Consider the following 20,927-nt stretch of genomic DNA (forward strand, 5'->3'; position numbering starts at 1 on the left):
TGCGCTTCCCGGCAGTTTCGCAAAGCACAAACAACGGTTGGTGCGCCGATTGTGACAGCTTTTGCGCGCAATGGTTTACGCGGAAAACAAGCTAATCCGGGCTTTGCCCTTCTTCACGGGAGGGCGGCGTGAACGACCTCAACTGGCCTTTCTGGCTGATCATCGGGGCGCTCGTCGCCTACTTCTTTATCGCCATTCCAATCCTGTTCTGGCGCGCGCGCCCCAAATCGAGTGCGCGCGCATGAGCGGCGCAGAAATCTCTCCGCGGGACGCCGGTAGCCACGGCGCCTCCGCACACTCTGCGGCTCAGTTGGCCGTAGAGGAAGGGCCGGAGGCGGCGACCGACAAGACCGTCGCCTCCGGTTCTCAGCTCGCGGTCTCGCTGAAGAAGAAGCCGACCGTAACCGCCGCACCCGGCGCGGTCCTATCGAAGCTGTTCGACGGTGCAGGCGAGAAGGTCGACAGCTTCGCCCAGACGCCGAAGGACGCATACGACTATGGCGTCGAACTCATTCAGGCATCGCTCCGCGCCGACAAGCAGCTCGAAGAACTGAACCGGATGGAGCTTTCCAAGCTCGCCGAGCGAGCTGAGTGGGGTGACCGCTCTTGAACGTCCATACGCCGAGCGCGCTTCTACCTTTCGACTACATCGCCGGCGGATGGGCCGAACGCCTTGGCCCGCAATACCGCTACATCCTCGATTATTTCGCGGGCGGTGGCGGCGCGTCGGAAGGCATCAAACAGGCGCTCGGGCGCTCGCCGGATTTTGCGATCAATCACGATCCGGAAGCGCTGGCCCTGCACGAGGCGAACCATCCCGAGACAACGCATCTGCAGGAAAGCGTCTTCAAGGCCAACCCGTTCAACCTGATCGGCCCGAAGGGCAAGATCGGGCTTGTCTGGTATTCGCCCGACTGTAAGCACTTCTCCAAAGCCAAAGGCGGCAAGCCGGTCGAGAAAGAGATCCGCGGCCTTGCGTGGGTCGTGCCGAAGACGATCGCGGATTGCGAGCCCGAGTGCCGCCCCGATGTCATCATCCTCGAGAACGTCGAAGAGTTTCAGGATTGGGGTCCGCTGACGGCGGACAACATGCCCGACAAATCGCGCAAGGGCGAAGAGTTCAAGCGCTGGACAAAGGCGCTCCGCAAGCTCGGTTATGTGCTGGAATGGCGCGAGCTGCGCGCCTGCGACTTCGGCGCGCCGACGATCAGAAAACGCTTCTTCCTCATCGGGCGCCGCGACGGCAAGCCCATCGTTTGGCCCGAGCCGACGCACAAGCCGAAAAGCGTCAACGAAGACGGCATCGTCACGGCGTGGGCCAAAGGTCACGGCCTGACCCTCGCAGATCTTCAGAGCCTCAAGCCCTGGCGCACGGCGGCCGAAATCATCGACTGGAGCAAGCGCGGCTACTCGATCTTCATGTCGAAAGATGAAGCGACGAAGCTGCGCGAGGGCACCGGGGTGCGCGTCAACCGCCCGCTGGAGCCCGCAACGCTGCGCCGTGTGGCGAAGGGCGTGCATCGCTTCGTGCTGACCGCCGCCGATCCCTTCCTCGTTCTGATCAACCACGAAGGCGACGGCTTCCGCGGCCAGGCGCTGACCGAGCCGATGTGCACGCTGACCGCGCGGCGCGATGCGCACGGCGTCGTGTCCCCGACGCTGGCCCGCGTAGCGCATGGCGACGAGGACCGGAGCGGCAAGAAGCGCGGCAAGGGCGAACACTCGATCGAGGAGCCTTTGCCGACCGTCATGGCCTCGCCGGAGTTCGCCACTGTCCAGACCCATCTTGTGCGCACCGATATGACATCGGCTCATGAGCGCAACGGGGTCTACGATCTCGAAGAGCCCCTCCGGACACAGATGTCGTCGAATGCGTTTGCCGCCGTGCAGACGCATCTCATGACGATGCGGAATTCGGAAAAGCCGCACACGGATTCGAATGAGCCGACGCATACGATCACGGCCGGTGGGGCAGGGCTTGCCGCGGTCGAGGCGCATCTTGTCGCGCCGCACATTCAGGCCGCGCAGCATGGCGGATCTATGCGCGACGGCGACGAGCCGGTGCACACCATTACAGCGAGCCGCAAGGATCAGAACTGCCTGGCGGCTGTCCATCTGACGAAGTTCACCACGGGCTCGGTCGGCCAGATGCCGACCGAGCCGGTGCCGACGCTAACATGCGCGCATTCGGACTATCACCCGGGCGGCGCGCTGCCGCTCGGCGTTGTCGAAGCCCATCTTGCTGCGGGCACGATGGTGCAGATGGGTTATGGCGAACACGAAGGCCAGCCGCCGCGGGCGCTCGATATCGACAAACCTCTCGGCACTGCCGTCGCACAGGGAAACAAGTTCGCGGCCGTGACCGCGGATCTGCACGCCGCCTTCATCGCGCAGAACAACAATCACAACGGCGAAGAGGGGCACGCGGGCCGCGATGCCGAACAGCCGCTGTCGACCATCTGCGGTTCGGGTTCGCACGCCGCTGTTGCCTCGGCTGGCCTCATCAATATGCGCGGCAGCGACCGCCGCATGGCCGGCACCGACAAGCCGGTCAACACAATCACCGGGCAGGGCAATCATCTTGGAGCCATCGGCGTCACGCTGATCAAATATTACGGTACCGATCAGAAGCCGGATCTGCGCGCGCCTCTCGACACGGCGACAACGAAAGACCGCTTCGGCCTTGTCGAGGTCGAGACGGCTAGCCTCGATCTCTCGGAAGAGCAGCGTTACGCCGCATGGTGGTGTGCGCGCTTCATGGAGGATTACGGGCCGGAAGAGCCGAAGCCGCTTTATCCGCATTCGCGTGCGTCGATGCTTGGCGTCGGCGGCTATGTGGTCGTCGACATCACGCTCCGCATGCTGATGCCGCGCGAACTCTACAGCGCGCAGGGCTTCCCGCCCGACTACAAGATCGACATCGACTACAAGGGCAAGCCGCTCTCCAAGGCCGCACAGACGCGCATGTGCGGCAACAGCGTACCGCCGCCGCTGGCCCGCGCGCTCGTTGCCGCGAACTGTCCGCACCTCGCCGTGCAAAGCGAGGCGGCATGAACGCACACTTCTCGAAGAAAGAGATCGACCGCTTCTGCGCCGAGATTCGGAAGAAAATCGTCAACGAGGCAACGAGCGATCCTCTCGACGCGATTTTCACACGGATCGCAAAAGAAGTTCTGCCGCTGTTTTCGCGCCTTCTGCTTGAAGAAGTAAACCGCGGCACCGATTCCGCCCAGGTCCAGATCGCAGCGGGAAAGACGATGGCGAACATGGTTGCCAGTCTTTGCGCGGGCACGGTTCGCCAAGAGCGCATGGTGTCGGAAACGACGATGGCGTTCTGCGTTCATATCGGGAACTGCATCGCCGTTGAAGCCATCGAGCAGCTGAAGGGCAGCGCGGAGCCATCCGCCAACGATGTCATGGCAAGGGGTGAATTCGGGGGGCACGCATGAGCGCAGCCCTGAAATTCCGGCCCATTCTCGAAGGCGAAATCCTCGCGCCGGTATCGCCCGGCCAGATTCCGTTTCATCCGATCGCAAACTGCTTCCGGATGATCGAAGGCACGGCGCGGGCGAAGTTCGATTTCGATGTCGCGCGTCATGGCCTGCGGGAAGATATCGTCATCCACGAGGGGATGATCCTCGACGGCCGCAACCGCTATGTGGCGGCGGTCGCGTCGGGCCTGATTAAGCCGACCGACGATTTCTGCCATCGCGACAGCGACGGCAAGCCCAAGACCTATAAGCCGCCCTTCGTCGAATACGATGTCCGCAGAGAAGGCGATCCGGTCGCGTGGGTGTTCTCGAAGAACATCGCCCGCCGCCATATGGACGAAAGCGAGCTTGCCATGGCCGGCGCGCGGCTGGCCAATATGCGGCAGGGCGAGCGCACGGATCTTCAGCCCGCTGCCGCCGATGACGCCGAACCTTCTGCACCGGTGCAGAAGGTGAGCCAGGCGCAAGCGGCAGAGATCGTCGGCGTGTCCACCCGGAGCGTGGCATCCGCCGCCAAGGTGCTGCGCCAAGGCGCGCCCGAAACGATCAAGGCTGTCGATGCCGGCGAACTGCCGGTCAAGACCGCCGCCAAGATCGCCGCGGCGCCGAAGGAAGAACAGCCCGCGCTCGTCGAGGGCGCGAGGAAGCGGCGCGAGGCGCATGTCTGGGAGCGCGCGGATCTTGAATGGTATGTCGAGCCGGTCATCTGCACGAAAGCGCTGCTCAGCGTCGAAAGCTTCTTCGGCCAGATCCTCGATCCGTCCTGCGGCGGCGGCAATGTCGTCAAGGCCGTCCTGGCCGATCCGCGTGGCATTCCCGTCTTCGGCTCCGATATCGTCCGGCGTGTGCCGGAGGAAACCGCATGGTTCCTGCGCGAGCACGATTTCCTGAAAGACGATTTCGAGAAGCTCGGCATCGATCACCGGCACGCGCCGCTCAACATCATCAATAACCCGCCTTATTTCGGCGCGCAGGGCACCGAAGATTTCATCCGCAAGGCGCTGTCGCTCGCCACGGGCAAAGTCGCGATCTTCACCGAACTGCGCTTCCTCGGCTCGAAGAGCCGTGCCGAAGGGCTTTTCCGCGAGCATCCGCCGACGCGCATTCACATCGTTCTGCCGCGGCCGTCTTGCCCTCCGGGTACTTACATCGAGGCGGGGCATAAGCCGCAGGGCGGCACTGCCGATTGGTGCTGGATCGTCTGGGACCGCGAGGCCATCGGCATGCCGACGCAGTTCAACTGGCTTGTGATGGAGGAAGACAATGGACGCACAGACATCTGAAAGGAAACGCACCATGGCAAAGGGGATTGTCGATTATTTCACCGAGCTGGTGGGCATGCTCAACCGCGGCACGTTCCACCAACAGGTCAATAAAGAGATCGAGATGGCCTATGCGGCGCTCGAAGCTCTGCCGGGTGGAAAGGGCAAGGCCGAAGTCACGGTGAAGCTCACCCTTATCTACGAAAACGGCCAGATCGTAATCCGGCCCGAAGTCAACTCGAAGCAGCCGAAGGGCGGCTTCTCCGGCAATAATTTCTGGCTCGTCGATGGCCGTCTTTCGACGGTTCATCCGCAGCAGCACGACATGTTCCGCGAAGCCGATTGAGGCTTTGCGCGTGTTGCGTATGCGTACACGGCGGCACTGGCGCGCGACCGCCTGATCATCGCGGGCTCAAACTGAGGTTTTGATATGACTACTCCGAAACCCGGCGCACCCGCGTCGGCGGCGGTGTCGGCTGGGTCGGGCTTGAACCTTCCTGCCGAAACGCTTCACGCCATCGTCGATCTTGCCGACCGCGCACAGCGGGCGGAGATCGTTCTCATTCCGACCGAAGGGCTCGGACCCGGCCTGCCCAGCGGGATTCCTGCGCTTTACGATCGCAAGGAACACAAGCTGATCAGCGTCAAGGATCTGATCGAGTCGCAGCGTCAGAAGCCGGCAGAGATCAAAGGCAAGGCTCAGACGGGCACGCTGGCGAGCTTCATCGAACTGATCAATCGGCATAAGTCTGCCGACAGCGTCGTGTTCGCCAAGACGGCGTGGCCGCAGCCGGGCTTCCTCGCGGTCATCGACTATCACAAGGTCGATCACAATCCGGACTGGCAGCGCCACAAGATCGCCTACGATTTCCCCGTGACCGAAGAATTCAAGGTCTGGATGGAATTCGATGGCAAGAAGATGGAACAGGCCGAGTTCGCCGCATTCCTCGAAGAGCACGCGGCGGAACTTGCTTCGCCGACCGACGCCGAAATCAATCTGTATGGCCCGCTCTTCAAATCGGCATTCGCCACGCCGAACCAGCTCATCGATCTCTCGCGCGAGCTGGAAGTCTTTGTCGGCGCCAAGGTGAAGCGGGGCGCGCGTATTCAGACCGGCGAGACGCAGCTCGAATTCACGACCGAGCATCACAACGCGGCCGGCCAGAAGATCGACATTCCCGGCATCTTCATCCTCAACGTCCGCCCGTTCGTCGACGGCGACGAAGTCCGCATCCCGGTGCGGCTGCGCTACCGGCTCGATGGGCCGGGCATCTTCTGGTTTTACCAGATGTATCGCTGGGAAGAAGACCTGCGCCAGCGGGTGCTGAACGATCTGGCCTATGTCGGCGAGCAGACGAAGCTGCCGACCTTCGAAGGCTCGCCCGAAGCCTGACGCGAAGCCGGGGCGCGGCGGCTGTCGCCGCGCTCCGCTTTTCACCGGATACATACATGGCAGACGACATCGTCAATCTGGGCGAAGCGCGCCGGCGCAGGGATGCGACGGCAAAGGCGCTCGCCGATGAGGGCCGCGAAGAAGCGGCCATCCAGCTCGACACCGAGGCGCAGGAACCGCGCGCGGCGTGGCTTGAGGCCGCATCGTGGTGTGTCCGCTGCCCGCATTGTGAGTTCGCCATCGCGGTCCCACTTCCGAATGTTGCGGAGTGCGAGACATCGGCCCGCTTCGAGCCCCGGAATGAAAGCCGCTTTGTGTGCTGCGGCGCGTGCGGCCTCCGCGACATCCGGGTCGGGCCGATCACCATCATGGCCGAAAGGATCGAGCCGTGAAACGCGCGATCACTCTCACCCTCGCGCTTCTTCTGACCTGTTGCACGGGTGAAAATCCGTGGCTGGGGGGGGGGGGGGGGTAGGCCGATGAGCGAGCCGACGCGCCCCGCGCTCCGCTGGCATGGCGGCAAATGGCTGCTTGCGCCATGGATCATCCGCCACATGCCCGAACATCGCGTCTATGTCGAACCGTTCGGCGGCGCGGCCAGCGTCCTGCTACGCAAGCCGCGCAGCTATGGCGAGATCTACAACGATCTCGACGACGACGCCGTCACGCTGTTCCGCGTGCTGCGCGATGCCGGCCAGGCCGCGCAATTGATCAACGCGCTCGAACTGACGCCCTTCGCCCGCGCCGAATTTCAGACTGCCTATGAGCCCTGCACCGATCCGGTGGAGCGGGCGCGCCGTCTCATCGCGCGCTGCTTTATGGGCTTCGGCTCGAACAGCCATGCCACGGCCTATAAGGGCGCGACTTCGACGGGCTTCCGCTCGAACTCGAACCGCAGCGGCACCACGCCGGCGCATGATTGGCGGTCCTACCCCGATGCGCTGCGCCTTATCGTCGAGCGGCTCGCCGGCGTCGTTATCGAAAACCGGGACGCCTTCGACATCATGGTGCGCCATGACGGCGCGGACACGCTGCACTTTGTCGATCCGCCATATCTGCATGAGACGCGCTCCATCCGGAAAGCCGGAGGCGGCATGCGCGCGCTTTACCGCCACGAGCTTTCGCGCTCGCGGCACGAAGACCTTTTGCGCCTCCTGCGCGACCTGAAGGGCATGGTGCTGCTCTGCGGCTATCCCGACGATATGTACGATGCGGCGCTGGCCGATTGGCGGCGCGTACAAACGCCGGCGCTGGCCGATGGCGCGCGGCCGCGCATGGAAGTGCTGTGGATCAGCCCGGCCGCTGTCGCCGCGCTGGAAGCCGATAGCGCGCGCCCTGGCCCTCTCTTCGCGGGGGTTGGAGCATGAGCGAGCCCGTCAGCATTGCCGATCGCCGCCGTGCGGCCATCCAGCATCAGCGCGAAGCGGCAAAGGATCTGATCTATCCGCTCGGCGAGACCATCGGCGCACTGTCGAAGCTCATGCAGAGCGAGACCGAGTTCATCCGGAAAGGCGATCTCAAATCGGCTGCGGCCCTGATCGAGGAAAAAGCGCGCCTGGCCGGCGACTACCAGAGGCAGCTTTCCGCCGTTCGGGACGAGGCCCATTGGATCGGTCGCGTCGTGCCCGAACACTGCCGGATGCTTCGGGAAGCTCTGGCCGAGTTCCAGAACGTGCTTTCCGTCAATCTCGCGGTTGTAGGGACCGCGCGCGCCGTGCATGCGGACCTCCTTGTCCTCGCTCTGAGGGCCAAGACATGAGCGCGCCGGAAATCATCACGGGCGACTGCCGCACCGAAATGTCGGTTCGAGGCCCGTTCGATATGGTCTTTGCGGACCCGCCCTATGGCGACACATCGCTGACATGGGACCGGAAGGTTGAAGGCTGGATTGCCGTGGCGGTCGCCGCGCTGAAGCCTAGCGGCTCGATGTGGGTCTTCGGGTTCATGCGGTTTTTCATCGATCAGGGCGGGCTCTTCAAGGCCGCGGGCCTTCGCTATGCGCAGGATGTGGTCTGGGAGAAGCACAACGGCTCATCCTTCCACTGCGACCGCTTTAAGCGCGTCCACGAACATGCCGTGCAGTTCTACCGCGCGGACACGGAATGGGCGGCGGTCTGGAACGAGGTACAGACAACATCCGACGCGCGCTCGCGCGTGGTGCGCCGCAAGAAGCGCCCGGCTCATACCGGCGATATCGGCCGCGGCCATTATGTCTCCGAAGATGGCGGGCCGCGCATTGAACGCTCGGTCATCTATGCGCGCTCGTGCCATGGGCGCGCCATCCATCCGACCGAAAAGCCCTCCGGCTTCGTTGAAAAGCTGATCAGAACGAGCTGCCCGCCCGGCGGGATTGTCGGCGACTTCTTCGCCGGATCTGGCTCCGCCGGCGAGGCAGCGGCGATGTCAGGGCGCCGGTATGTGGGATGCGAGATTGACCCTGAGATGGCCCGCGCCGCGCGCGACAGGCTCGCGGGCTCGCTTTTCGTCGGGTGCGTCGGAACGACTGAGAAAGAGGGCAGGGCTGGATGAGCACACAGGCGATGGCATGGGCTTGGAGAGTAGAGGCGGGCTCGGCGACAGGGCGGCTTGTGCTGCTTGCCCTAGCCGAACATTCGGACCCGGTGGGCGTGTCCTGGCCGAGCATGAAGCGCATCGCGCGCTTTGCGATGACAAGCGTCGGCACGGCCAAGAGACGGCTGCGCGAGTTCGAGGCGGCGGGCGTCGTCGTCGTCTTTCCGCAGGAAGAGCCGGAGACGGGACGCACGACCTCGAACCGCTATCACCTCGCGTTGACGCGCCAGCCGGAGAGCTTCGGCAAGGTCGGAAAGGTGGGGCTTGACCCCGAAGATGTGCGTACAGCCGAAGATGGGGAGGGGTCCAAATTGAATCCCTCCCCCCCGAGTCAACAGGCTGAGTCCGGGGGGACTCAACAGAGTGAACCCGGGGGGAGTCATCTGGATGAGTCCGGGGAGGGACTCACCTATGTGAGTCCCCTTGAAGAGTCAGATAGAACCATACCCCCTTTATCCCCCGAACTGCCTGAGCCGAGCTTCGCTGAATTTGCCGGAAGGCACCCCGATCCGAATGCGATGGGCGATGCCGCCGCTATCGCCGAATGGAAGGCGATGTCGTCAAGCCAGCGAAGGCGGGCTTACGAGATGGCGGAGCCTTACGCACGGCTGTTCGATGGCAAAAACCGGGGATGGGTGAGGGCCGGGCACTGGCTCAAAAACAAGATGTTCGACGATGCGAAGCTGAAGGTTCAGCGCGTCAGCGCAGCCGATTTCAGGTTTGTGAAACGCGACAGTGACGAACATCGCTCATGGCTCGTCTTCCGGTTTGTGCTTACGGGCGTTCGGCGCATCTACACGGCATATCGCCCTTCGGAAGGCTGCGAGGGTTGGGATGCGCCGACGCTGTTGCCGGGCTTCAGCGCCCCGCTCGAACTGCCGCCCGAAGGCGCTCAGGCCGCCGCCGGATGGTTCTTCCTTCAGCGCGGCTCGCAGAATTGGGGCGCTTGGCAGACATGGCTTCACAACTGCCCGAAGCCGCCCGGTTCGGTCTGGGCGCGCACGCACTCGCCCGTCGATGAGGCGCGCGGCGGATGGTGGTTTCCCCATCCCTGGCCCCCGAGGGCAGACGGCACATTCTCGCCGCTCACCGATGCCGAACGCGGCGCCGATGCCACGCGGATGCAAGACGAACAATTCCTCGAAGGGGGCGGATCGCTGTGAGGGAGATGGATATCGAAGAATTGCTGTCATGGGCCGTCAATGATGAGCTGCCGAAGGCGGCGGCGCTGGAGATCGCAAAGAAAGGCGGATATAGCCGCGGCACCGATGCGACGGCGTCGAACTGGTCGCAGAGCCTTGCGAGCTGCGACAACAGCCATGGCGTTGTGCCCGACTTCTTCGCGATGCGACCGCCGCACCCCGATGCGCTGACGATCTCGGAGGCGATGCGCGCGCTCGACGAAGCGGCGATCGAGTTGCCCGACGATTACAATCCGATCGCGGATCTCGGGCTTGACGAGGATGAGATGCGCGAGTTTGTCGGCAAGGCCAAGCAGATGGGCCTCGTCTTCGGGCAGGACGGGCAGTTGCGGCTGAAACGCGGCATGTGGCGCTTCGTCATCATGAACGCGGCCCTCGGCCATCGCCCGCCATGGGAAACCGAGAAGCCGAAGCGCTCGATCATGAAAGGCCCGAACGGCAAGCCGTTGTGGTTCCGGCAGGTCGATGTGCCCTATACCGACGACAAGGGCCTGCTGAAATCGAACATCATCGAGGTCAACGGATATGACGCGAAAAATGGCAGGCCGTTCCCTGACGCCTACCGCAAATACGAATATTCGAACGATCCCGTCATCGCGGCGGCCGAGCGGCTGGAATACGAGATGTGGGCCTATGCGCTGGCCTCGCTTTCGGAGGCGCTCGAAGGCGCGCTCGACGATGTCGCTCTCTTGCCGTTCGATATCCCGTTCCGGCCTTGGGAGGATGCGCCGGCACAGCCTGCGAATCATAAACGCATCCTCGACGATCTGCGCCCGGTGCAGCCGATACCGGGAAGGCCCGACAGCATGGCGCGCCCCGGACCTCCGCCGCGCGACAAAAAGCTGAAGCGGACTAAGAACATGGAAGCGTTCGGCAAGGCGATCAAAGGCGCGTTGTCCAAGGGCAAGAAGGTGCCTGTTTGACTTTGCTTTTGGAATTTGGAGGTATGTCGAGCAAGAGCACTGCGCTCTGAGAAAACCCGGCCCCCGCGCCGGGTTTTCGCGTTTCGGAGGATACAATCAGCCGCCGCCCTAAAATCTTCCGTCCTGCCGGGCATGCGCCCCGATGTGAGGCTGTAAAGGCGAGCGATGAGAGAAGGGGCAGCGCATCCAGCCGGGGCTATGACTATCGTTGGCAAGTGGCCCGCGATCAGTTCATCAAGCGCAACCCCCTCTGCATAGGCTGCCTTGCTGCATTCAATGACCCGGTGCCTACCGAGGTTGTTGATCACGTCGAGCCGCACAAGGGTGATACGGCCAAGTTCTGGAACTCAGAGCTTTGGCAAGCCTCATGCGATTGGCACCATAAGACGGTCAAGGCACAGCTCGAAGCTTTGTATGCACAAGGCAGGGCCAAGCTGGCCGATCTCTGGCTCAACAGTCCGAGAGCCATCAAGCTTTCTCTTCTCCTGAAGCGGCAGGGGTAGGGCGGGTCAAAAGTCCAGAAGCTCGCGCTTCCTGACCGGCGCCCAATAGGAAAAATTCTTCCGCGAAATTCCGCGATATTTTTTTTTCTTGAGGGAGGGTCGGGGCTTCCTGGCCGTGATGCTATGGCGCGAGGAAGGAAGCCCGATGCGCCCGGCCTTCAGGAGGCAAAGGGCAATCCCGGAAAGCGGCAGAAGTCGAAGGCCAAGCAGGCCTCAAAACCTGCGGAGCCGAAGCCGACACCCGTTGCGGCGGGTGGCGTCAAGCCGCCGAAATGGCTGAGGCGGTCGCCGGCGGCAACCGAAGTCTGGAACGAATTCGCCCCGCTGCTCACGAAGCTCAACCTTCTGACCCCGCTCGATGCGTTCCCCTTCGCTCGATATTGCCGCTATGTCGTCGACTGGCTCGCGGCCGATAAGGCTGTTTCGAAGGAAGGCGTCTGGTTTAACGCCACCGACACGAACGGCGAGAAGACCAAGAAGCGCCATCCGGCGTTTCACGCGCGGCAGGAGTTGGAGAAGTGCCTGTCTTCGATCGAGGCGCAGTTCGGGATGCGACCGGATTCGCGCTACAAGCTGCTCGCCGAACAGGCGCGCGCACTCGGTTTCGGCGGTCTGTTCGACCAGCCCGCCGCGAGCGGAGATAACACCGAGACGCCGGCGCAGCCCGACGCCGTGGACGAAGACGATATCGGCGATGTCATCGGCGTAATGAAGGGGATGGATTCGCCGCCGCCGGTCGGTCGCCCGAACTGATCATGCGTGCCGCCGAGCCGGCGAGCGCCACTTCGCGAGCTGCGCTTCGGGCAGGCGCGCCGGAGTCGGTCTTCCCTTTGCCGGAATGGATACCGGCCGATGATCCGAACTATGAATGGGCGCGGTTCGCCTGGCGCACGGCGGCGATGCAGCCCGGCGCTTGGTTCGATGAGCGCAAGGCAAACCAGGTCGTTCGGCTCTGGCCGAAAGTTTTCAAACTTACGGAGGACCGTTTCGCCGGCAAGCCGTTCCGGCTGATCCTGTGGCAAGAGATCATCGTTCGCCTTCTCGTCGGCTGGAAACACCCGGTCGAAGTCCTCGACGAGGAAACGTTCACTCCGCGCTTCGAGCATGTCCGGCTCTTCCGGCGCTTGATGCTGTGGATTCCGCGCAAGAACGGAAAGAGCGAATTCCTCGCGGCGCTCGCGCTTCTGTTCTTCGTCCTTGAAGGTACAATCGGCGGGCAGGGTTTTGCGTTCGCCCGCGATGAGAAACAGGGCAAGATCGTCTTCGACAAGATGAAGGCGATGATCTCGATGTCGCCGCGTCTGGCGTCGGGCATCCAACCGTTCAAGAAGTCGATCTGGGTTCCGCAGATCCGAGCAGTGTTCGAGCTTCTCACGGGCAAGCCCGAAGGCAAGCACGGCCGCTCGCCGACGGTCATCGCCGGCGACGAGATGCACGAATGGAAGAGCATCGATCTCGCGACAACGCTCCGTCAGGGTACAGGCGCCAGGCTGGAGCCGATCGAACTCTACGCATCGACCGCGGGCATCAAGTCGGCGCTCGTCGGCTATAGCCTTTGGGAAGAAACGGTCGCCATTCTTGAACGGCGTATTGACGACCCGACGACACTCGCGGTCATCTTCGCGGCCGATCAGGAAGCCGATTGGCAGGATGAGAGGAACTGGCCCGGGCCTAATCCGTCGCTCGGCCTTTCGCCGACTATTCAATTCCTGCGGCGCGAAGCGGCGATCGCAAAAGACAATCCACGGGCGGAGGCACATTTCCGGCGCTATCACCTCAACCAGTGGGTGGAGGCCGCGGTTCGCTGGATCAATGTCCGCAAGTGGGATGCGTGCGCTGCCGATAAGGCAGCATGGAAGAAGTATCGCGAGGCGTTAAAGGGAAGGCGGGGCTTTGGTGCCGTCGACGTTTCCTCGACGCAGGACGTGACGACAGAGCAGATTGTCTTTCCTCCCACCGATGACGATCCGAAATGGCGGGTGCTGTCCCGCTTCTGGGTGCCGGAAGACTCGCTCGAAATCCGCGTGAAGAACGATCGCGTACCCTACGATCGGTTTCACAAGGATGGTGCGCTCGAGACAACGCCGGGCGACTTCGTCGATCAGAACTACGTTCTGCGCGCGATGCTGCAGTCAGAAGAGGACTTCGACATTGCGGGTTGGGCGCTCGATCCGTGGAACACGCGAAAGCTGAACGCGGATCTGCAGCGCGAAGGCATCGATGTCGAGAAGCTGCACGACTTCCGGCAGGGCATTCACAGTTTCGCAGGTCCGTCGCGTGACTTCGAACGTCTCGTCTATGCCGGGCTATTTGATCACGGCGGGCATCCGGTCATGCGCTGGATGGCACAGAACTGCGCCGTGCGGTTCGACGAGAACATGAACTACATGCCGGCGAAGAAGAAGTCGGCGGAAAAGATCGACGGCATCGTTGGCGCGGTGATGGCGGTCGGGCTCGCTATGGCGGAGGAACCGGGCATGAATCTCGACGGCTTCCTCGCGAACCCGGTGATTATCCAGTGAGCGTCATCGGCGAGCTTGCATCTTGGGTTGGCCGCAAGATCGGCCTGACTGAAGGCGCGTTTTGGCGTCAATACTTCGGCGGCTCCAGTTGGTCGGGGCGCGAGGTCACGATCGAAGGCGCAATGAAGCTGTCCGCGTTCTGGGCGGGCGTTCGCTTGATATCGGAGACCATGGCGACTTTGCCCGGCGGCATGTACGAGCGTATGCCGGACGGCAGCAGGAGGCCGAGACCAGACCATCCGCTACACGAGCTTCTGACGATTTCGCCGAACGCCGATCAGACGCCTGTCGAGTTCTGGGAGGGGCAGGTTGCGCCGGTTTGTATCGTCGGCAACAGCTATGCAGAGAAGCAGTATATTGGGGACCGGCTCGTCGCGCTGCGTCCGCTGCCGTTCGACACGACCCGGCCATTTCGGAAGTCGGATGGAAGTCTGCATTTCCGCGGCGTAGATCGCGGCAAGACCTTCGAACTGCCTGAGTCCAAGGTTTTCCATCTGAAGGGGTTCGGCGCCGGCGGCGATATGGGTCTATCGCCCGTATCGCATGCGCGCAACTCGCTCGGCGGCGCGATGGATACCGATGAGGCGGCAGCCCGCATGTTCGGTACCGGGCTTCGTGCCGCGGGATTTCTGCTCTCGCCGCAGACGCTCAGTCCCAAACAGCGCGGCGATGCGCAAAAGAACCTGATCGATCCGCTTTCGGGGCCGGAAGGTGAGGGCAAGATCGGCCTTCTGGAAGCCGGCTGGAAATGGCAGCCGACGAGCATCATGGCGAAGGACGCCGAGATGATCCTGTCGCGCAAATTCAACGTCGAGGATATCTGCCGCTGGCTCGGCATTCCGCCTGTTCTGATCGGCCACGCCGCCGAAGGTCAGACGATGTGGGGCTCGGGCATCGAGCAGATCATGATCGGATGGCTGACACTCGGCCTGCGTGCATACATCAAGCGCAACGAAAGCGCCGTCAACAAGCGGCTCGTTCCCGTGGCTGAGCGCGGCCGCATCTACTTCGAATACAACATCGACGGACTGGTCCGTGCGGATTCGGCTGGTCGCGCGAACCTGATGAGCACGCTGGTTCAGAACGGCCTGCGCACGCGCAACGAGATGCGCGCGCTCGACAACTTCCCACCTCGGCCGGATGCCGACGAGCTGACGGTTCAGTCGAACCTGACGCCGCTCAAAAAGCTTGGACTGACCCCGGTGCCGCGCCCCGTCCCAAACACTGTTCCGGCTGACGACGAAGAGGAATAGGTCATGGAAAATCTCGCTCTCCTCTCCAGCAATCACGCCTTCGTTCCGCTGGAGATCAAGCTCGCGGACGATACCACGCCCGGCACGTTCGAAGGCTACGGTTCCGTCTTCAACGTCGAAGACGATAGCGGCGATCTCATTCTGCCTGGCGCATTCAAGAAAAACCTTCGCCAGAAGAAGTCTGAGGGCCGCACGATCCCGATGTATGCGATGCACGGCTTCCGCCTCGGCGCGGACCCGTTGCCGGTCGGTGTCTGGAAATCGGTCGAAGAGGATCAGAAGGGCCTGAAGTGCGTCGGTGAGATCGTTGCGATGGACACCGAACACGGCAAGCGGATCTACAGCCTCGTGAAGTCCGGCGCGCTCGGCGCCCTTTCGATCGGCTACAGGGTTTCGGAAGGCGGCGCCGTCTTCGGTTCCAAAGTCGGCGAGCCGCGGCGCACGCTGAAACAGGTCGAGATCGTCGAGATATCGCTCGTTGACGATCCGAGCAATGCGAAGGCTCGCGTGCATTCTATCAAGTCTGCGCGGGTCGACGGCGCGCTGAATGACTTCGCCAAGCGGCTGCGCGATGGCGCGCCGCCTGAGATCAAAGAATTCGAGGAAATCCTGCGTGACGCAGGGGTCCCGAGAAGCATGGCCTTGAAGATCGCCTCTGTGGGCTATGCGGCTGCCATCCGGAGTGACTCCGGGGGTGAAGAGGCGAGTTTGGCGCTGAAACGCGCCGCATCCGATCTGCGCAGTGCTGCGCAGTCCATCATCTCTCGTTGAAGGGACACCCTCACATGAACCGGAAGATTTTTCTCATGGCCGCGATCTGCGGCCTCGTCGCGGTGACGGTCCTCGTCGCCGCGTACGATCTCGTGCCGTACACCGACCATGTCGGCCTCATCCTCGCGGATGCCGGTGCGCTCGCTGCCGCGCAGAAGGAGATGGAAACCGCGACGGTCGAACTCAAGAAAGCGGCCGACGAGGTCAAGAAGACTGCTGACAAGGCCGACACGGAGTTCAAGCGTCTTGGAGACCTGACGGCGGAAACCAAAAAGGCTGCTGACGAGGCGCTGGTGAAGCACGGCGAGATTTCGAACCGCATGACGGCGCTCGAACAGCAGATCGCCAAGGCTATCGATGGCGCCGGCGATGCCGCCGAGGTCAAGAGCATTGGCCAGCGCGTCTGCGATATGGAAGAGGTTAAGACCTTCCTGAAGTCTTCGCGGAGCGGTAAGCAGAGCGTTCAGGTCCAGATCAAAGCGATCATCAGCTCGCTGACGACCGACGCGAACGGTTCGGCTGGCGATCTGATCATCCCGCAGCGCGTCCCCGGCATTGTGGCCACTCCGCAGCGCCGTATGACCATCCGCGATCTGATCACGCCCGGCCGCACTGGTTCGAACGCGATCCAATATGTCAAGGAAACGGGCTTCACGAATAGCGCCGCCACGCATTCCGAAACGTCCGGCGGCACCAAGCCCCAGTCGGAACTCAAGTTCGATCTGATGAATGCGGCGGTGACGACGATTGCGCATTTCGTTCTCGCGACGAAGTCGATCCTCGACGATGTCCCGCAGCTTGCGTCCTACATCGACGGCCGCTTGCGTTACGGGCTGGCCCTTGCTGAAGAGAACCAGCTTCTCAACGGTAGCGGCGTCGGCACGGACCTGAACGGCATCTACACGCAGGCGACGGCTTACAATCCGGCTCTGCTTGTGCCGAGCGCTGCGGGCAACCTGACGAAGATCGACATCATCCGTATGGCGATCCTGCAGGCATTCCTCGCGGAATATCCGCCGAGCGGCATCGCGATGAATCCCGTCGACTGGGCTGATATCGAACTGACCAAGACGGAAGATGGCGCGTACCTCTTCGCCAATCCGCAGGGCGGCTCGGAGGCGCGGTTGTGGCGCCTTCCGGTCGTCGAAACGCAGGCGATGACGGTCGATAAGTTCCTCGTCGGCGCCTTCCAGCTCGGCGCTCAGATTTTCGACCGTGAAGATGCCAACGTCGCGATCTCCACGGAAGACGATCAGAACTTCCGCAAAAACCTCGTGACGATCCGTGGCGAGCAGCGCCTGGCGCTCTCGGTCTATCGCACCGAAGCCTTCGTGAAGGGCGATTTCTCGGACGCTCTCGCAGCGTAACGACAAGTTCGGTTGATGCAGAAGGCCGGCGGCGGAAACGCGCGCCGGCCTTTCCATGAACCGAAGGAGGTCACACCGTGAAACTCAAAGCCCTCGATCAGATCCATATCAGCGCCGTGAAGCCTGCGGAGCCGCTGAAAAAGAACGAAGAGTTCGAAGTCGGCGATGCGCTCGGTGGCGAGCTCATCAAGAAGCACCCGCATTATTTCGAGGTCATCGAAGGGCCGAATGCCCCCGGTGCCAAGGCAAAGGCGCCGGATACCGCGCCCGCTTCCGGCGACACGGCGCCGAAACCGGTGCCGAAGGCGAAGGCCGCAAAGGCGAAGGCTAAAGCCAAGAAAAGCTGAGATTTGGCGGGGTTCTGTCCAGGCCGCGTTTGAAGGCCGCTTCCGCCCTCACCGAGCGCCGCGGCGCTCACAGCAAGAGGGAGTACTTGATTATGCGTCGTTACAATGTTCCTGTCACCACGGCGAGCGATGGCTCCGCGACCGAATACACCCCGCGGATCGCCGGCAAGATCCACAGCATCACTTACAAGAAGCACGGGTCCACGCCGTTCGCTGACACGGTCGATTTCGCGATTACCGTCGAGGCCACGTCCGAGGGGCTGTGGACGCAGGCCAATGTCACGGCCGGCGTGACGAAGTATCCGCGTGTAGCGTGCGACGATCTTGTCGGTGTTGCGGCGACGCTCGACGGCACACGCGCACTTCGCGACAAAGTCGGCATCGCGAATGACCGCGTAAAAATTGCGATCACGAACGGCGGTGATGCCAAGCTCGGCACGTTCATCGTCGTAACCGACTGATGCAACGGCCATGATCCCGATCCTCATCACCCCGCCCGAGCCGCTCGTCGATATCGACGAGATGAAAGAGGTGCTCGGCGTCTACGATTCAGACCGCGACGATTTTATCGCGAGCCTGATTACGGCAGCCGAGTCCGAATTCTTCGGCCCGGACGGGGTGCATGTGACCGTCGCCTATCAGGTGTTCGAAGTTCGCTGCGCGTCGTTCGCGGCGGAGATCGAGCTTCCGCAGGGACCGGTCATCGAGGTCGTCGAGATCACCTATCAGGACGGGGCCGGCGTCACGCAGACGCTGGCCTCTTCCGTCTACGAGCTTCTGTCCGATGATCGCCTCGTGCCCGCCGCGGGGCAGTCATGGCCTTCCACTTCGGGCCGCGAAGAAGCGGTCAAGATTCAATACGCGGTTGGTCTGGCGGACGACGATCCGCGCCGTGAAGTCGCGAAGAACGCCGTTCGCACGCATGTGAAGCTGCACTTCGACATGAAAGACCCGCCTGGCTATCGCGAGACCATCCGCAACATTCTCGCGCCGCTGCGGGCCTATTGATGGCTGTGCGCTCAGAGGATTTCGATCGCAAGGTTATCCTGCGGCTGGCAACGCCTGGCACGCGCTCTGGGGGCCTCAACGAATATGTGCCGGGTCCGGTCACCGAGATCACGGTTCCCGCGTCAAAGCGTGATGTGAGCGACAGCGAGCGCGTGTCTGCGCAGGAAGTCGGCGCCGAGATCACGACGCGCTTTCAGGTCCGATGGTCGAGCCTCGTCAACACCTCGACGGTGAACGCGAAAGATAGCGTCGAGCTGGATGGGCTGCGCTACGAGATCGTCGCGGTGAAGGAGATCGGCCGGCGGGAGGGCGTCGAGATTTCCGCGGTCGCGCGCACCGATCAGTGAAACTGAAGGTCAAGATCGAGGGACTCAAGCAGTGCGATGAGGCGCTTAAGGATCTGCCGAAGGCCACCCGGAAGAACGTTCTCAAGCGCGTGCTGTTCGCGATCGGGACGCCCATTGCAGAGGCATTCGCAGCTTCGGTTCGTGTCGCCAAAGGGAAGCTGAAGAAAGGCATTGGCGTCGGCACGCGGCTGACGACGCGGCAGCGGCGCGAGCACAAGAAGGCGTTTGCTTCCGATAAGGCGAGCGTCGAGGTCTTCGTCGGCGCGCCGGGCCTCGTCCAGGCCATCACGGAGGAATTCGGCACGGTCGATCAGGCGCCGCATCCGGGCCTTCGCCCAGCATGGGACGCGGCGCGCCCCACGCTCGTCGACAAGCTCAAGAAGATGCTGTGGGACGAAATCGAGAAGGCGATGAAGCGCCATATCGCAAAGGCAAAGCGCCTGGCGGGAAAGAAGTCGTGACATGCAACAGGCTCTCACGGCTTTTCTTCTCGCACAGCCGGGCATTTCAACGCTGGTAGGTACGAATATAGATTGGGGGAAGCGTAAGCAGGGCGCGCCTCTGCCGGCGCTGGTGCTGCATCTCGTGACGGGTCCGCCCGTCTATACCGATGACGGCGAGACGGATCTCCAGTCAACGCGGGTCCAGATCAACGCGCTCGCATCATCCCGCGAGTCGCGCCTGGCGCTGCATCGCGCCGTTCGCGCGGCGCTGAGCGGAAAGACTTTCACGCAATCGGGAGTTCAGGTGGTCCGGGCTTACGCCCAAGGCCCCGACGACTCCGACGAGACGCCTGCCGGCGGGCAGACGATTTTCACCACTCAGGAAGATTACATCTTCTGGCATAGGGAGATTTGACATGGCAGGCGAAGCTCTTGGACCCGAACTGATCGTTCGGTGGAACGGCGTGCTCATCGGAGGCGCGCGCGAGAAATCGGTCTCTCTGAACGGCGAGGCGGTCGATATCACGAATGACGATTCCGCTGGCTGGCGGACCTCGCTTAACAATCCGGCGGTGAAGAGCGTCGATATCACCGTGTCCGGCGTGACGAAGAACAACATTCTTCGTGTCGACTATTTCGGCGGCAATCAGGAAGGTGCGCTGGAGGTCGAATATCCGAACGGCGACATCCTTTCGATGACCGCCTTCATGCATCCCTATAGCGACACGGGCGCCTATGAGGACGCCTTTACGTATGAGGCGACGTTCTCGTCCTCGGGCGCGGCGGCATACGAAGAGGCGGCGAGCCCGGTCAATTCTGTCCTCCCGGCGATCTCCGGCATCGCGCAACAGGGCGTGCAGCTCACGGCCTTCGAAGGCGTCTGGAACACTGGCGGTACGTTCTCCTATCAGTGGAAGAACGGCGGCTCGAATATCGGCGGCGCGACGGCGAAGACCTACACGCCGGTCGTCGGCGATGTCGGCGACGCGCTGTCGGTGGCGGTGACGCTGACGAACGGCGCCGGCGCGGCGAGCGCCACGTCCGGCGCAACCGCTAACGTCCTCGCAGCCTGAGCATAGCCCATGGCTGTCTTTCAGGACTTCAAATTCAACTGGAAGGGGGTCGATTATTCGATCCCCTCCAATCGCATCATGGGTGCGATCGAGCTTGTCGAAGACGTCATTACGATCGACAAACTCTACGAGGTCGCCGCGTCGGGCGGCATGAAGCTCACGCGCATTGCGCGGGCTTACGGGCAGGTGATGCGCTATGCCGGCGTCACCGTCGAGCACAAGCGCGACGACAAAATCGTGCGCGAGCCGGTCACGGACGAAGAGGTCTATGCCGGCTTGTTCGACGGCGCTGAGACTAAGGCGAACATCATGGGTTCGCTGAATGGGCTCCTCTCGCTGATGCTTCCGCCCGGCTCTGTGAAGGAGCCGGCGGGACGCAAAAAGGGAAACCGCAAAAGCCGCCGGGCGAGCTCAAGTTCGTCAAGGCGGCGTACCAAGCCGCGGTAGGCAA

26 protein-coding genes are annotated in these 20,927 nt (G+C 62.6%); all 26 read left to right on the forward strand.

What is annotated here, in order from left to right:
* The first annotated feature begins 310 nt into the window (after nt 1–310).
* The 26 genes from IZ6_RS03785 to IZ6_RS03910 all read left to right on the forward strand — a co-directional run bounded on the left by IZ6_RS03785 (nt 311) and on the right by IZ6_RS03910 (nt 20,923).
* Nucleotides 311–610 carry a hypothetical protein gene (locus IZ6_RS03785; protein WP_222876679.1) on the forward strand — a complete coding sequence of 100 codons (300 nt, stop codon included), beginning with the start codon at nt 311–313 and terminating at the stop codon, nt 608–610.
* A complete protein-coding gene (locus IZ6_RS03790; RefSeq protein ID WP_222876680.1) occupies nt 607–3,054 on the forward strand; it encodes a DNA cytosine methyltransferase in 2,448 nt (815 codons plus the stop codon). The genes IZ6_RS03785 and IZ6_RS03790 overlap by 4 nt, the downstream gene beginning before the upstream one ends.
* Nucleotides 3,051–3,449 (forward strand): hypothetical protein, encoded by a 399-nt coding sequence (locus tag IZ6_RS03795; protein WP_222876681.1) that lies wholly within the window; start codon nt 3,051–3,053, stop codon nt 3,447–3,449. The genes IZ6_RS03790 and IZ6_RS03795 overlap by 4 nt, the downstream gene beginning before the upstream one ends.
* Nucleotides 3,446–4,774 (forward strand): TRM11 family methyltransferase, encoded by a 1,329-nt coding sequence (locus tag IZ6_RS03800; protein ID WP_222876682.1) that lies wholly within the window; start codon nt 3,446–3,448, stop codon nt 4,772–4,774. The genes IZ6_RS03795 and IZ6_RS03800 overlap by 4 nt, the downstream gene beginning before the upstream one ends.
* Nucleotides 4,775–4,787: 13 nt before the next feature.
* Entirely contained in the window at nt 4,788–5,099 is a 312-nt protein-coding gene (locus IZ6_RS03805) for a hypothetical protein (protein ID WP_222876683.1), read from the forward strand.
* A gap of 84 nt (nt 5,100–5,183) precedes the next feature.
* Nucleotides 5,184–6,146, forward strand: coding sequence for a DUF2303 family protein (locus IZ6_RS03810; RefSeq protein ID WP_222876684.1), 963 nt, complete (start codon nt 5,184–5,186; stop codon nt 6,144–6,146).
* A 56-nt stretch (nt 6,147–6,202) separates the two neighbouring features.
* On the forward strand, nt 6,203–6,538 hold the full coding sequence (locus tag IZ6_RS03815; RefSeq protein ID WP_222876685.1) for a hypothetical protein: 336 nt from the start codon (nt 6,203–6,205) through the stop codon (nt 6,536–6,538).
* A gap of 87 nt (nt 6,539–6,625) precedes the next feature.
* Nucleotides 6,626–7,513 (forward strand): DNA adenine methylase, encoded by an 888-nt coding sequence (locus tag IZ6_RS03820; protein ID WP_222876686.1) that lies wholly within the window; start codon nt 6,626–6,628, stop codon nt 7,511–7,513.
* Nucleotides 7,510–7,905 (forward strand): hypothetical protein, encoded by a 396-nt coding sequence (locus IZ6_RS03825; RefSeq protein WP_222876687.1) that lies wholly within the window; start codon nt 7,510–7,512, stop codon nt 7,903–7,905. Before IZ6_RS03820 ends, IZ6_RS03825 begins: the two co-directional genes overlap by 4 nt.
* Nucleotides 7,902–8,675, forward strand: coding sequence for a DNA-methyltransferase (locus IZ6_RS03830; RefSeq protein WP_222876688.1), 774 nt, complete (start codon nt 7,902–7,904; stop codon nt 8,673–8,675). Before IZ6_RS03825 ends, IZ6_RS03830 begins: the two co-directional genes overlap by 4 nt.
* A gap of 113 nt (nt 8,676–8,788) precedes the next feature.
* Nucleotides 8,789–9,880 carry a hypothetical protein gene (locus tag IZ6_RS03835; RefSeq protein ID WP_222876689.1) on the forward strand — a complete coding sequence of 364 codons (1,092 nt, stop codon included), beginning with the start codon at nt 8,789–8,791 and terminating at the stop codon, nt 9,878–9,880.
* Nucleotides 9,881–9,885: 5 nt separating this feature from the next.
* Nucleotides 9,886–10,842, forward strand: coding sequence for a hypothetical protein (locus IZ6_RS03840; protein WP_222876690.1), 957 nt, complete (start codon nt 9,886–9,888; stop codon nt 10,840–10,842).
* A 215-nt stretch (nt 10,843–11,057) separates the two neighbouring features.
* Complete coding sequence (locus tag IZ6_RS03845) at nt 11,058–11,345, forward strand: hypothetical protein (protein WP_225873992.1); 288 nt, start codon at nt 11,058–11,060, stop codon at nt 11,343–11,345.
* 123 nt (nt 11,346–11,468) lie between these two features.
* Complete coding sequence (locus IZ6_RS03850; RefSeq protein ID WP_222876691.1) at nt 11,469–12,098, forward strand: phage terminase small subunit P27 family; 630 nt, start codon at nt 11,469–11,471, stop codon at nt 12,096–12,098.
* Between the two features lie 2 nt (nt 12,099–12,100).
* Nucleotides 12,101–13,867: a terminase large subunit gene (locus tag IZ6_RS03855; protein WP_222876692.1), complete on the forward strand. Its 1,767-nt coding sequence runs from the start codon at nt 12,101–12,103 to the stop codon at nt 13,865–13,867.
* Nucleotides 13,864–15,120, forward strand: a complete 1,257-nt coding sequence (locus IZ6_RS03860) for a phage portal protein (RefSeq protein ID WP_222876693.1) — start codon at nt 13,864–13,866, stop codon at nt 15,118–15,120. Before IZ6_RS03855 ends, IZ6_RS03860 begins: the two co-directional genes overlap by 4 nt.
* Nucleotides 15,121–15,123: 3 nt before the next feature.
* A complete protein-coding gene (locus IZ6_RS03865; RefSeq protein ID WP_222876694.1) occupies nt 15,124–15,891 on the forward strand; it encodes an HK97 family phage prohead protease in 768 nt (255 codons plus the stop codon).
* Between the two features lie 14 nt (nt 15,892–15,905).
* On the forward strand, nt 15,906–17,258 hold the full coding sequence (locus IZ6_RS03870; protein ID WP_222876695.1) for a phage major capsid protein: 1,353 nt from the start codon (nt 15,906–15,908) through the stop codon (nt 17,256–17,258).
* A gap of 77 nt (nt 17,259–17,335) precedes the next feature.
* Entirely contained in the window at nt 17,336–17,605 is a 270-nt protein-coding gene (locus IZ6_RS03875; RefSeq protein ID WP_222876696.1) for a hypothetical protein, read from the forward strand.
* Nucleotides 17,606–17,697: 92 nt separating this feature from the next.
* Entirely contained in the window at nt 17,698–18,066 is a 369-nt protein-coding gene (locus tag IZ6_RS03880; RefSeq protein ID WP_222876697.1) for a hypothetical protein, read from the forward strand.
* Between the two features lie 10 nt (nt 18,067–18,076).
* Entirely contained in the window at nt 18,077–18,613 is a 537-nt protein-coding gene (locus tag IZ6_RS03885) for a head-tail connector protein (protein WP_222876698.1), read from the forward strand.
* Nucleotides 18,613–18,960 carry a phage head closure protein gene (locus IZ6_RS03890; RefSeq protein WP_222876699.1) on the forward strand — a complete coding sequence of 116 codons (348 nt, stop codon included), beginning with the start codon at nt 18,613–18,615 and terminating at the stop codon, nt 18,958–18,960. The genes IZ6_RS03885 and IZ6_RS03890 overlap by 1 nt, the downstream gene beginning before the upstream one ends.
* Complete coding sequence (locus IZ6_RS03895; RefSeq protein WP_222876700.1) at nt 18,957–19,421, forward strand: HK97 gp10 family phage protein; 465 nt, start codon at nt 18,957–18,959, stop codon at nt 19,419–19,421. The genes IZ6_RS03890 and IZ6_RS03895 overlap by 4 nt, the downstream gene beginning before the upstream one ends.
* Nucleotide 19,422: 1 nt before the next feature.
* Complete coding sequence (locus IZ6_RS03900; RefSeq protein ID WP_222876701.1) at nt 19,423–19,818, forward strand: DUF3168 domain-containing protein; 396 nt, start codon at nt 19,423–19,425, stop codon at nt 19,816–19,818.
* Between the two features lies 1 nt (nt 19,819).
* On the forward strand, nt 19,820–20,476 hold the full coding sequence (locus tag IZ6_RS03905) for a phage tail tube protein (RefSeq protein ID WP_222876702.1): 657 nt from the start codon (nt 19,820–19,822) through the stop codon (nt 20,474–20,476).
* A gap of 9 nt (nt 20,477–20,485) precedes the next feature.
* Entirely contained in the window at nt 20,486–20,923 is a 438-nt protein-coding gene (locus tag IZ6_RS03910) for a hypothetical protein (protein WP_222876703.1), read from the forward strand.
* The last annotated feature ends 4 nt before the right edge of the window (nt 20,924–20,927 follow it).

Source organism: Terrihabitans soli (genome assembly GCF_014191545.1).
In the GTDB taxonomy this organism is placed as follows: domain Bacteria; phylum Pseudomonadota; class Alphaproteobacteria; order Rhizobiales; family Methylopilaceae; genus Flaviflagellibacter; species Flaviflagellibacter soli.